The sequence below is a fragment of the Peribacillus sp. ACCC06369 genome (assembly GCF_030348945.1).
Lineage (GTDB): Bacteria > Bacillota > Bacilli > Bacillales > DSM-1321 > Peribacillus.
Genome location: NZ_JAUCEN010000002.1, coordinates 2795715 through 2808748, shown reverse-complemented (window position 1 = coordinate 2808748; position 13034 = coordinate 2795715). Strand labels below are relative to the sequence as shown.

Annotated in this window: 12 protein-coding genes; all 12 read left to right on the top strand. The window is 39.4% G+C overall.

All coding sequences use genetic code 11. From position 1 onward, the window contains the following. Window positions 1–19: 19 nt before the first annotated feature. Complete coding sequence (gene cobA / locus QUF78_RS14460; RefSeq protein ID WP_289325202.1) at window positions 20–796, top strand: uroporphyrinogen-III C-methyltransferase; 777 nt, start codon at window positions 20–22, stop codon at window positions 794–796. Then, window positions 797–1558, top strand: coding sequence for a sirohydrochlorin chelatase (locus QUF78_RS14455; RefSeq protein WP_289325201.1), 762 nt, complete (start codon window positions 797–799; stop codon window positions 1556–1558). Then, window positions 1539–2171 carry an NAD(P)-binding protein gene (locus tag QUF78_RS14450; RefSeq protein ID WP_289325200.1) on the top strand — a complete coding sequence of 211 codons (633 nt, stop codon included), beginning with the start codon at window positions 1539–1541 and terminating at the stop codon, window positions 2169–2171. Before QUF78_RS14455 ends, QUF78_RS14450 begins: the two co-directional genes overlap by 20 nt. A gap of 153 nt (window positions 2172–2324) precedes the next feature. After that, window positions 2325–3224 carry a sulfite exporter TauE/SafE family protein gene (locus QUF78_RS14445; RefSeq protein WP_289325199.1) on the top strand — a complete coding sequence of 300 codons (900 nt, stop codon included), beginning with the start codon at window positions 2325–2327 and terminating at the stop codon, window positions 3222–3224. Window positions 3225–4092: 868 nt separating this feature from the next. Then, window positions 4093–4611: a mismatch-specific DNA-glycosylase gene (locus tag QUF78_RS14440; protein ID WP_289325198.1), complete on the top strand. Its 519-nt coding sequence runs from the start codon at window positions 4093–4095 to the stop codon at window positions 4609–4611. A gap of 25 nt (window positions 4612–4636) precedes the next feature. Beyond that, window positions 4637–5383, top strand: coding sequence for an AzlC family ABC transporter permease (locus QUF78_RS14435; protein WP_289327322.1), 747 nt, complete (start codon window positions 4637–4639; stop codon window positions 5381–5383). Beyond that, window positions 5374–5700, top strand: a complete 327-nt coding sequence (locus QUF78_RS14430; RefSeq protein WP_289325197.1) for an AzlD domain-containing protein — start codon at window positions 5374–5376, stop codon at window positions 5698–5700. Before QUF78_RS14435 ends, QUF78_RS14430 begins: the two co-directional genes overlap by 10 nt. Window positions 5701–6019: 319 nt before the next feature. Continuing rightward, the gene (locus QUF78_RS14425; protein ID WP_289325196.1) at window positions 6020–7033 is read left to right on the top strand and encodes a glycoside hydrolase family 15 protein; all 1014 of its coding nucleotides are present in this window, start codon (window positions 6020–6022) and stop codon (window positions 7031–7033) included. Between the two features lie 258 nt (window positions 7034–7291). Then, window positions 7292–9220 carry a 1,4-alpha-glucan branching protein GlgB gene (gene glgB / locus QUF78_RS14420; RefSeq protein WP_289327321.1) on the top strand — a complete coding sequence of 643 codons (1929 nt, stop codon included), beginning with the start codon at window positions 7292–7294 and terminating at the stop codon, window positions 9218–9220. Beyond that, window positions 9220–10386: a glucose-1-phosphate adenylyltransferase gene (locus tag QUF78_RS14415; protein ID WP_289325195.1), complete on the top strand. Its 1167-nt coding sequence runs from the start codon at window positions 9220–9222 to the stop codon at window positions 10384–10386. The genes glgB and QUF78_RS14415 overlap by 1 nt, the downstream gene beginning before the upstream one ends. Window positions 10387–10404: 18 nt before the next feature. Beyond that, the gene (glgD, locus tag QUF78_RS14410; protein WP_289325194.1) at window positions 10405–11511 is read left to right on the top strand and encodes a glucose-1-phosphate adenylyltransferase subunit GlgD; all 1107 of its coding nucleotides are present in this window, start codon (window positions 10405–10407) and stop codon (window positions 11509–11511) included. A 16-nt stretch (window positions 11512–11527) separates the two neighbouring features. Next, window positions 11528–12982 carry a glycogen synthase GlgA gene (gene glgA, locus QUF78_RS14405; RefSeq protein WP_289325193.1) on the top strand — a complete coding sequence of 485 codons (1455 nt, stop codon included), beginning with the start codon at window positions 11528–11530 and terminating at the stop codon, window positions 12980–12982. The last annotated feature ends 52 nt before the right edge of the window (window positions 12983–13034 follow it).

Below are 13034 nucleotides of genomic sequence, written 5' to 3'. Positions count from 1 at the left end.
GGGAAGGCAGGTTGCAAAAATGGGGAAAGTATATCTAGTAGGAGCCGGTCCCGGAGATCCAGATTTAATTACATTAAAAGGATTAAAATGCATTCAAGAAGCTGATGTCATTTTATATGATCGACTTGTCAATAAAGAACTATTGAATCATGCAAAAGACGGTGTAGAGTTGATTAATTGCGGTAAACTTCCGGATTATCATTTGTTGCAGCAGGAAACCATCAATAAATTCCTTGTCAAATATGCAAAAAAGGGAAAAGTCGTCACCCGTTTGAAAGGCGGCGATCCATTCGTCTTTGGAAGAGGTGGGGAGGAAGCGGAAGCCCTTGCCAAAAGTGGCGTGAGCTTTGAAATTGTACCAGGAATTACGGCTGGTATTGCCGCTACAGCTTATGCAGGAATTCCAGTTACACATAGGGATCACGCTTCATCTTTTGCGATTGTTACCGGGCATCGGAAAAAGGATGAAGAAGATAATATCAAGTGGGAATCACTTGCAAAAGGCATCGATACATTAGCTATTTACATGGGTGTTAAAAACTTGCCATATATTCAAGGGAAACTTATGGAGCATGGAAAAAGTCCCGAGACTCCGGTAGCCCTCATTCATTGGGGGACATTAAAAACGCAAAGGACAGCTGTCAGTACATTGGCTAATATAGTGGAAACCGCCAATAACGAACAGATTTCGAACCCTTGCATGATAGTCGTGGGCGATGTCGTTAATTTGCGAGAGAAAATTAAATGGTTTGAAGCAAAACAAACCGAAAATTTGTTGGCAAATGAGGCCTTTTAAATGGAAGCCATTTTATACATATGCCATGGTAGCCGCGTTAAAGAAGCCTCAGCCCAAGCCATTGATTTTATTAAAGTTTGTATGGCGGCACAACCCAATACCATTCAGGAGTATTGCTTCTTAGAGTTGGAAACTCCTACGATAGAAGACGCCTACGAACGCTGTGTACAAAAAGGTGCGACGAGAATAATCGCCATTCCTGTTCTATTGCTAACAGCCGTACATGCAAAACATGATATTCCAGTCATATTGAACAAAATGAAAAAACGGTACCCTGCCGTAGACGTGAAATACGGTAGGCCGATTGGTGTCAGTGATAAAATGGTTGACATTTTAGTGGAACGGTTGGAGGAAACAAGTGTAAGGGTTACAGAGGATTCATTGGTTTTATTGGTTGGGAGGGGCAGTAGTGATCCCGACGTTAAAAGGGATTTAGCTCGATTGGCCGATTTGCTAAGGAACAGGTTTCCAAAAATCCGTGTGCAAGAGTGCTATTTGACAGCTGCCACACCGAGCTTTGGAGAAGCATTGGAATATGCAGAGGAATATCCATCAAACCAAGTATTTATCATTCCTTACCTATTGTTTACCGGTCTCTTAATGCAGTCCATCGAAAATAGTTTAAAAAAGATTCAAAAAACTGGAAGGCAGAAATTCATACTTTGCCGGTATCTAGGTTATCATCCAAAGATTGAACAAGCAATATCGGAACGAATTCATGAAGTGAGTGGGGAGGGAGCTTATGTATCCAATTACGCTTAATATCGAGAACAGAAAGTGTGTCATCATCGGCGGTGGTAAAATAGGTTACTTTAAAGCGGGCCCTTTATTGAAAGCTGGTGCTGAAGTGACCGTCGTAAGCCCCGAGATATGCACGGGTTTTCAACTGTTGGAGAAGGAAGGTAAGATTAAAGTTTTACTTAAAGAAGTGGAAGAAACTGATTATAAAGATGCGTTTTTAATCATTGTTGCAACCAATTCCACTGAAGTTAATGAACGAGTGTATGAGAATGCATCCCAAAGTCAGTTGGTAAACGTAATTAGTAATCATGAGCTAGGTAATTTTCATATACCAGCCACATTGAATAGAGGCATGCTATCCATAAGTGTTTCCACCAATGGAGCAAGTCCAACGCTCGCAAAAAAAATTCGCAATGACTTAAGGGAAGTATATGATGAATCATATGAAGAATATCTTGAATTCCTTTTCGAAGCAAGGATGATTATTAAAAATGGTTCATTCTCAAAAGAGGAAAAAGCTAAGTTATTGAAAGATTCAATAGAGGATATTTATAAATATTCCCTGAAAGAAAGATTTCGTTTTTTAGCTAGGCTTTTGCCAGTAGAAGCTGAAGAAAATATATCATTGGGCTGATCAGAAAAACTGAAGGCACCTAACCAACATGTCATTCCATTGGTTAGGTGCCTCTTTGTGTCTTAATGGAAACCTGAATGATCTATTTATACAGGTGAACTGTACCGTCGGATTGATGTTATCAAGGTTCTATTTTAGTGAAAGGGGAAGGTCATGAAAAAGTTAATCGTTTTAGCCTTTATCGGGTTTTTAGCCCAATTAATCGATGGTTCGCTTGGCATGGGGTATGGGGTGAGTTCAACTTCCTTATTATTGACATTCGGGATTGCCCCTGCAGTAGCATCAGCATCCGTTCATTTATCGGAAGTAGTGACCACTGCGGTGTCCGGAGCTTCACATATAAAGTTTGGGAACGTAGATAAAAATATGGTCTATCGCTTGATCATCCCAGGTTCGGTTGGAGCATTTGTAGGGGCATGTTTCCTGAGCAACCTGCCTGCCGAATTAGCTAAACCATACATTGCCATATTTTTATTTGGCCTTGGTGTTTACGTTTTATTCCGCTTTTTATTTATTTTCAAACCGTCAAAAGAAAATGAAACCGTTAAGCCATTAACCGCAAAACAATCCATTCCGTTAGGCCTTTTTGCAGGCTTTTGTGATGCAACAGGTGGAGGCGGTTGGGGCCCGATTGCAACGCCTGTTTTATTGTCAAAAAAAGGAATGACTGCTAGGAAAGCCGTAGGGACTGTAGATACGAGTGAATTTGCCATTGCTTTCTTCGGAAGTCTTGGTTTTATCCTCTCGCTTGGATGGGAAGCTGTCAATTGGCTTTGGGTGGTGGCGTTGATAATTGGTGGAGTGGTTGCCGCACCAATTGCAGCTTGGCTCGTCAGGATGCTTCCTGCTCAATTAATGGGTGTTTTAGTAGGGGGTTTTATTATCCTAATCAATGTACGAACCCTATTAGCTACATGGATTCCGATTGAAGCCCATATATATATCTATACAGCTATCGTAGTAATTTGGCTTTCAGGAATTCTTCTTACCATCAATAAGATGTCCACAGCAAGAAAACATGATCATATCGAACAACGTCAGAATGTTTCCTAAATCCGTTTAGAAAGAAGCGGATTTAATAAAAAGATAGTCTGATACCTAACATGAAAACTCGTAGGTACATAAATACCTACGAGAAAAGTCATTTGATTGATGCGATTCGCCTTAAAGTTAACACAGGTTGCGTTTAATTTTAATGGTTCCTGATTCTATTTAATAGACTCATTTAATTTCTGGATCCATAGCTTTGTTAATTACCTTATCCATTAAGTATACCCTTTTTAAAATCGAGAGACTTGTGCCTCCAATAACTATATAGTTTTATTCTCCTGACAAAGGATCAAAACCCCCCTATCTTAAAGAAGGCCATCCTTATCTTCATTCATATTGAGAGTTTTGAAGTAATCTGGATATCAATACCCCGCTTAATCAAAAAATTATGATCGAGTGGCTTGCGCACAATAAGGTATATGTATAAGCAGTCATCTATAAGGTGGCTGTTTCTTTTGAACTCGGGTATATACCACTTATCCAGTCCTTTCCCGACTGGTTTGCTAAGCTAGGGTATTTTAGATTTATCAGTCATTCCATTATTCGGGAAATGAATGAAGGAAGCTGGGTTAATGGTCATTTCATTCCTGAACTACACTCATTCGAGAAAGAGAAATGAGTGTAGTTTTTTCTTGTTTTAAAGCATTTATCATTCTATGGAAAAAATGAATACTAAATTCAAGCGGAGCAATAGGTCTTCAATCTTCCATTTGCCAGGTTATCGCTATATTATGGAACTATCATCCTTCATTCTAATTAAAGCGTTTTTAAGTTTTTGGACATAAGTTTGGGAAAATGGCGGAAAAGGTAGTTAAATATTTTTTGTTTTTTGCTCAATAATTATATAAGAGATTTGAAAAGGAGTTTTAACATGGAAGGCATCTCTGATCATTTAAAGGAAAATCTGGATATATTGTTCGTCGGTTTCAATCCAAGCATTCGGTCAGGAGAGACTGGCCATCATTATGCGAATCCAAACAATCGTTTTTGGAAAATCCTATACGAGTCCGGGCTGACACCAAGGAAATATCACCCAACTGAAGACTCGTCATTACTGGATTTAGGTTATGGTTTTACCAATATCGTTTCCAGGCCTACAAAAGGTGCTGACGAAATCACAAAAGACGAGTACATAAGGGGAAGGAAGCAATTAAAAAGGAAAATTGAAAAGTATAAACCTAAACTTGTCTGTTTTGTAGGCAAGGGTGTCTATCAGGAATATCGTCAAATTCGAAAGGTCTCTTGGGGTCTTCAGGAAGATCCTTCATCGAATCGGACCATGGAATTCGTTGCCCCTTCTTCCAGCGGTTTAGTGAGAATGCGGATAGAAGAGATCATTGAAATATATAGTGAGTTACCAATTCTGCTCGGTAAGCTGGAATCTAATTGAAGGAACTTATTTAAACAAGGGTGGAATTCATATGAGTCAGGATCATGCTGAATGGAAAAGCGATGGCACTTCCGAAGTCATTGATGGGGAAGGCTTTTGGCAAGGAGTAAAGGATTGTATTCCTACATTATTAGGGTACCTAAGTATCGGTTTTGCTGCAGGGGTCGTCGAAAAAACGTCAGGATTAAGTATGATGGAAGTGGCACTAATGTCGCTTTTACTCTATGCTGGGTCTGGACAATTCATAGCGGCAGGGATGATAGCTGCAAGTCATCCAGTATCGGCCATTATTTTTACGATTTTTTTTGTTAACAGTCGCCATTTATTACTTAGTGCGGCATTGACTCCATATTTCAGACATCAAAGTTTTAAACAAAACCTGATAACCGGGGCCTTGTTAACTGATGAAACGTTTGGAGTGGCCGTCACAACAGCACAGAAAAAGAAACAACTCGATTTTAAATGGATGCTTGGTCTGAATCTTGCAGCCTATTTAAATTGGTTCATTGCAAATATGGCCGGCGGTTTCTTTGGACAATGGATTCCAAATCCCGAAAAATATGGGATGGACTTCGCTCTGCCAGCGATGTTCATCGGCCTTTTAGTTTTGCAAATAGTAAGTAAAAAGGACTTTTTTATAGATCTTGCAGTCGCTTTTAGCAGCATATTAATCGTTGTTGCAGTAAGTTTCTTATTTCCTGGCAGTACTGGAGTAATAGTTGCAACGATTGTAGCTTCAACGATAGGGATGGTGATTGGCAGATGGAAATAAGCGGATATATCCTTATAGTAATCTTAGGGACTTCGATTGTAACTTTCATACCTAGAGTCGTACCCTTGATGCTGCTTAGTAAAATGCAGATTCCTGAGTGGGGCATCGACTGGTTAAAGCATGTGCCAGTGGCCGTAATGGCGGCGTTATTGGCTCAAGAACTTCTATTATCGGAACAGGTCTTTTCAATTAGGGATAATGCATTGAATTTGGCCGCAGCTTTCCCAGCTTTCCTGGTTGCCATTTTTACGAGGAGTCTATTGGGAACGGTAATGATTGGAGTGCTTTCCTTGATGATATTACGATTTTTCTTTTAATGAATCCTAAACTTTTATGTGATAGGCCGATATAACCAGTAATGGATTGCCATTACTGGTTTTTTATTTCACAAGAATAACCAGCAACTTATTGAATTCGTTCATTTCCGTTAGGCAAATAACGCTTTTTAATGAACATTGAAAGCTTGATTATCAAAACCGGCAGTAATTACATAAACTAGGGTGAATGAACTTCTGAAATGTCGTTTTGGTTAACTGGAATGAAAGCGCTTCTAATAGAAAATGTATGAACCAAGGTTTAGAAAATGGGAGTCTGTCAACAATGGGAATAAGCAAATAACTATGGAGGTGTTCATTGATGAATGTAAATGGTGCCCTAGAGGTTCTTGATCGCATGCGGCTTCCAAATGGCGCATATACTGCAAGCGTTTCCGATGATTATAATTATGTCTGGATAAGGGATGTCGTTTATACAGTATTGCCTTTTATAAATGATCCATCCAATCGTTACGAGAAAGCATATCATGCTTTATTCGACTTACTTCAATCCTATGAGTGGAAGATAGATATTCATACAGAACAGAAACCACAGTTTCTTTTTGAACATATCCATGCAAGGTATTCCACTGAGCTTAAGGAACTTCCCGATGAGTGGGGGCATGCCCAAAATGATGCAATCGGTTCCTTCTTATGGGGTGTCGGTGAAGGATTCAGGCATGGGAAAAAGGTTATAAGAAACCAACGTGATTTACAAATCGTTCAAAAGTTGGTCAATTACTTGGAATGCCTGCAATATTGGCAGTCGGAAGATAACGGGATGTGGGAAGAAAATATCGAAATTCACGCTTCAAGCATCGGTGCATGTATTGCTGGTTTGAATTCAGTCAAGATGCTGGTCAACGTTAAGGAGGAACTGATTAAAAAGGGAGAAGAAACCCTCCGTTTCCTGCTTCCAAGGGAAAGTTATACAAAAGAGACGGATTTAGCCCTTTTATCCTTAATTTATCCTTATCGACTGGTAGATCGTGAAATAGCCCTTAAAATATTGAAAAATGTCACAGAGCGCCTTGAACGAACAAAAGGCTGTATACGATATGAAAGGGACCTTTATTATAATGACGGTCAAGAAGCGGAATGGTGTTTCGGGCTTCCGTGGTTGGGCCTATGCTATCTTGAACTTGGCATGATGAACAAAGTAATGGAATATATAAATAAAACGAAAATGATCATTCCGGAAAATTGGGAAGTACCTGAGCTATATATAGGAGGCAGTGATATTCCAAATAGGAATACTCCACTGGCATGGTCCGTCTCTTTATCCTATTTATTCTTAACGAAAACTGACATGGTTCGAACTGAACAAGCAACATGAAGCATTCATACAAGAAACCATAAAGCTCTTTCCATAAAATGGAGGGGGTTTTTAGTGGTATAATAATATTTTTACATTAAATGGTTATTTTTTTCAAAATAATGTTTTAATTTGCAAAAAAACGGGCATTTATTACAATAACTTCACCTCCATTTGAAGGATTAATGTCATTTTCACCGAATATATATAATAACTGGGGAAGGATAGGTAAAATACTATCGAGTTAATACTGATGGAGGGGTTTTATTGAGTACAATTATGGACCAGCTACAAGAGAATTATCCAAGCGATTTCGATTTATATTTGTTTCATGAAGGCACCCTTTATGAAAGTTATAAAATGCTTGGGGCACACATTGTAACATCATTAGGTAATGAAGGAGTACGTTTCGCCGTTTGGGCCCCCCATGCCAAGCAAGTTTCAGTAGTCGGTAATTTTAATAATTGGGACGGTAATGATCATGTGATGAAGCGGATCGAGCGTTCAGGTATCTGGGTGTTGTTCGTACCAGGGCTACAAGAAGGGGAAATATATAAATACGAAATACATACACCTGGAAATAAACGTATCCTAAAAGCCGATCCATATGCCTTCTATTCGGAAGTCAGACCAAAAACAGCCTCGGTCATTAAAAGGCTTGATAATTTTGAATGGCAAGATTCGAAGTGGATAGCCGATAGGAAAAAGGAAAATATTTATCATAAACCCATGTCCATTTATGAAGTGCACCCCGGAACATGGAAACAGACAGAAAATGGCAAATTTTATTCTTACCGTGAATTGGCTGATAGATTAGTTGATTATGTGATTGATAATAGTTTTACACATATTGAAATCATGGCCATAATGGAACACCCATATGATAAATCATGGGGATACCAGGTCACGGGATATTATTCAGTAACTAGTCGTTACGGATCACCGGAAGATTTTAAGTATTTAATTAACCTTTGTCACCAAAAGGGCATTGGGGTAATCCTTGACTGGGTTCCCGCCCATTTTTGTAAAGACGCTCATGGGCTTTCCCGTTTTGACGGTACGCCTCTCTATGAACCAATTGATCATGCTAGGGCAGAGCGACCGTTATGGGGTACGTACAATTTTGATTTTACCAAACCGGAAGTAATCAGTTTCCTCATATCAAATGTAATGTTTTGGATGGATGTTTACCATATTGATGGAGTCCGTGTCGATGCGGTATCGTCAATGGTTTATTTAAATCATGATAATCCCTTGCCGGTCAAGCTAAAAAACCAGTTTGGCGGCGAGGAGAATCTAGAAGCCATACAATTTTTGCAAAAACTTAATGAAGTGGTTTTCAAGAAATATCCCAATGCATTAATGATGGCTGAAGAAGCAACAGACCGGCCACTTATAACTTCTCCTACCGATATAGGCGGCCTGGGTTTTAACTACAAATGGAATATGGGATGGACGAATGATATCCTTCGTTATATGAAACTTGAAACGGGAGAAAGGCCAAATCACCATAGCCTCTTAACATTTTCATTTTTCTATGCTTTTTCAGAAAATTTCGTCTTGCCCTTTTCACATGATGAAGTAGTTCATGGCAAGAAGTCTTTATTGAACAAGATGCCAGGTGACTATTGGCAGAAATTCGCAAATTTGCGTTTACTCCTTGGATATTTCATGGCGCATCCTGGTAAGAAGCTTCTATTTATGGGCAGTGAATTTGGCCAATTCATAGAATGGAAAGATGAAGAACAATTGGATTGGCTGCTTTTGGAATATGAATCTCACGAAAAGCTGGCATATTACTTCCGTACCCTTCAGGAATTTTACAGGGAAACTTCCTCTCTATGGAGACTAGATCATGTCCAGGAGGGATTTGAATGGATAGATCCAAACAATAGTACCCAGAGTATCATTACCTTTATGAGAAAAGGGAAACGTAAAGGCGATTATTGCATTGTTGTATGTAATTTTTCTGCGCAGACCCATGCTCATTATCAAATAGGTGTACCATCCCATGGGAAATATATAGAGGTCTTCAACAGTGATTCGACAGCTTTTGGAGGATCTGGCCAGATCAATGAAGAACCCATTAATGTCAAAAAAGAACCATACCATAATCAACCATTCAGCATGGAAATAACTGTACCTCCATTAGGCATTTCAATTTATATGAAGCAAACAAAAAAAAGACGGGGGAGAGTGAACGAATAATGGGAGCGAAAAAATGGATAGCAATGTTATTAGCAGGAGGCCAGGGTTCAAGGTTAGGTGAATTGACAATCGGTTTGGCAAAACCAGCTGTTCCCTTTGGCGGTAAATATAGAATCATCGATTTTCCATTAAGTAACTGCACTCATTCTGGTATTGATACGGTTGGGGTACTGACCCAATACCAGCCATTGATTCTAAATGATTATGTTGGTAATGGCAAAGCTTGGGATCTCGATCTGGATGTTGGTGGAGTATCCGTTCTTCCCCCTTATCAAGGGAAAGAAGGCGGTGAGTGGTATAAAGGGACGGCAAACGCTGTTTATCAAAATATCCAATACATTGATAACTATGATCCGGAACATGTACTGATTCTCTCAGGTGACCATATCTATAAGATGGATTACAGTAAGATGCTGGATTATCATGTCAAAAAAAATGCAGAGGCAACCATCGCCGTCATTCAAGTGCCATGGCAGGAAGCAAGCCGTTTTGGAATCATGAATACCAATGATGATGATAAAGTCACCCAATTCGACGAAAAACCAAAGTATCCAAAGAGTAATCTTGCTTCCATGGGCGTTTACCTTTTCAACTGGAAGACCCTAAGACGGTATTTAATAAACGATGAAAAAGATGCAAATTCTTCTAATGATTTCGGTAGCAACATCATTCCAAAGATGCTTGAAGACCGAAAAAAGCTATATGCCTATCGTTTTAATGATTATTGGAAAGATGTTGGAACGGTGGAAAGCCTTTGGCAGGCCCATATGGATTTATTGGAGGAAACGCCAAATTTCCAGTTGGATGATCAACAATGGAAAATCTTTGCCCGCAATGCGAATCACCCTCCGCAATATATATCGTCAGATGCCGAGGTCAGTCAGTCGCTTATCAATGAAGGGTGCTTGATACATGGGAACATTGAACATTCTGTTTTATCCTATAATGTTCAGGTGGGCTATGGGTCAACCATAAAAGATTCAGTCATCATGCCTAATGTCACTATTGGTGAAAACGTTCATATAGAAAGAAGCATCATAGCCAGCAATTGCGTAATAGAAGATGGTGCCGTAGTTGGCAATTCAGCGGTTACATCCGATATTACATTAATTGGCGAAAATCAGACCATTATCAATCCAAACAAAAAAAAGATCACTCTGAACTAGGAAAAAGGGGAAGATGCTATGGAAAACGTGTTGGGTATTATTAACTTAATCAATGAAAAACAACATTTAAAAGATCTGACTGCTCACCGTAATGTAGCATCGGTGCCATTTGGTGGACGCTACCGTTTGATTGACTTTACGATGTCTAACTTCATAAATGCGGATGTATCGAAAGTGGCCGTTTTTCCAAAGGAAAAATATCTCTCGGTTATGGATCATCTTGGATCAGGTAAAGAATGGAACTTGGATCGGCGTTCAGGGGGATTATACATCTTGCCCCCTATCCATCCGGATGAAACGGTAACAGGCGATATGAAGCAATTCTACGATCACCTCAGCTTTTTCGAACGTGCAGAGGCAGATACTGTCATCATTTCTCCTGGAAGCCATGTATGCAAATTGGATTTTAATGAAGTGCTTGATTATCATAAAAAACATAAAGCGGATATCACGGTCGTATATAAGGATTATGAAGGGGAATTGATTGAAAAACCAATCTATCACACCTGCTCAGTAGATTCGGATGAAGACATCACTGACATTAGCTTCTACACAATCCCTAGACCTGGTGACCATGTTTGTCTAGAAACCTTCATCATAAGTAAAACCCTATTGGTGAACTTGATCAAAAGCTGTGTTGCCAGTGGAGAATATGACTTTTTGAAAGATGCTGTGAAAGCCAATCTTCATCGTTTTACCGTCAAAGGCTACAATTTTACTGGAGATATGCCGTTCATCCATTCCATTGAAAGTTTCCATTCCAGTAATATGAATTTCCTGAACCCTTCGGTCATCCGTTCTTTCTTCGGAGATACTTGGGATGTTTATACAAAAATCAAGCATGAGGCACCGACCAAATATTCACGTTCTTCAAAGGTTACCAATTCATTGATAGCCAACGGTTGTGTTATTGAAGGGACTGTCGAAAACAGTATTCTCTTCCGTGGGGTAAAGGTTAAAAAGGGCGCGATTATAAAAAATAGCATCATCATGCAAAAAGGCGTGATCGAAGAAGGCGCTATCGTAGAAAATATCATTACCGATAAAGAAGTGAAAATTACTAGTGAAAAATCCGTAATTGGTTTAAAACAGCCGACTGTAATAAAAAAAGCTGAAGTAATTTAATAGAGGAGGTGCGGCAATGAACGTTGTATTTGCTGCTTCAGAATGCGCCCCCTTTATAAAAACGGGAGGGCTCGGAGACGTTATAGGCGCGCTCCCGAAAGCGCTAAAAAAACAGGGTGTCCATGTAAGTGTCATCCTTCCTAAATACGGGGATCTGCCAAACCGCTTCAAACAGGAACTGAAACATATGACGAGTATCGAAGTTCCTGTCGGTTGGCGCCAGCAATTTTGTGGTATCGAAAAACTTGTTGCTGATGGAATTACATATTATTTCCTGGATAATGAATATTATTTTAAAAGGCATGGGAGTTATGGTTTTTTTGATGATGGCGAAAGATTCGCCTTCTTTTCCCGTGCAGTATTAGAGGCTTTACCCTATTTAGAAGAAAAGCCGGATGTCATACACTGTCACGATTGGCAAACTGGCCTTGTCAGTGTTTTGCTGAAAGCTCATTATCATAACCATCCTTTCTATCAGGATATTAAAACGATATTTACCATACATAATTTACGCTATCAAGGAGTTTATCCTAAAGCTGTTTTAGCAGAATTACTGGATTTGAGTGAGTTATATTTTAATATCGATGGTCTTGAATTCCATGGGAATGTCAGTTATTTGAAAGCTGGATTAGCTTTCTCTAACATAGTCACAACTGTCAGCCCAAGTTATGCGGAAGAAATTCAAAGTCCCTATTTTGGGGAAAATCTGGATGGGTTTTTAAGGAAAAGGAATGGTGACCTTAAAGGGATTGTCAATGGTGTCGATTATGAGGAATATAATCCTGCGGAAGATGAACATCTTCCTGTTCCATTCGATTCCTATGAGGGTAAGATGGAGAATAAACGTCAGTTACAGGAATCGCTGAATCTTCCGATTAATGATGGAATCCCTGTTATATCAATGGTGACCAGACTTGTTGATCAAAAAGGAATCGATCTTATTCTCCATGTATTTCATGAAATGATGAATCAAGGGATTCAATTCATCCTTTTAGGTACGGGTGATGAGCATTATGAATCTTCATTTCGCCATTTAGCTGACCAGTATCCAAATCAGGTTTCAGTAAATACATCTTTTGATGAGGGTTTAGCTAGGCGCATTTATGCAGGTTCTGATTTATTTCTGATGCCTTCCCAATTCGAACCATGTGGTATTGGCCAACTATTAGCCCTTCGTTATGGTACTCTGCCGTTAGTGAGGGAGACAGGCGGACTTCGTGATACGGTCATTCCGTATAATCAATTTACTGGTGAGGGGAATGGCTTCAGTTTTACGAATTATAATGCTCACGATATGCTTCATACAATTGAACAATCTGTTGGGCTGTACAAATTCCAGCCGAAAAGATGGAGGAATCTGGTCGAAAACGCAATGAAGTTAGACTTCAGTTGGACATCATCTTCCTTAAAGTATATGGAGCTATATGAATCTCTGATTCCTGTCTCCTGTCAAGAAGTGATAATTGGATAGGAATTACACAAAACACTTGCGAAAAGAGTCTTCGTAAGTGTTTTGTTTCTTT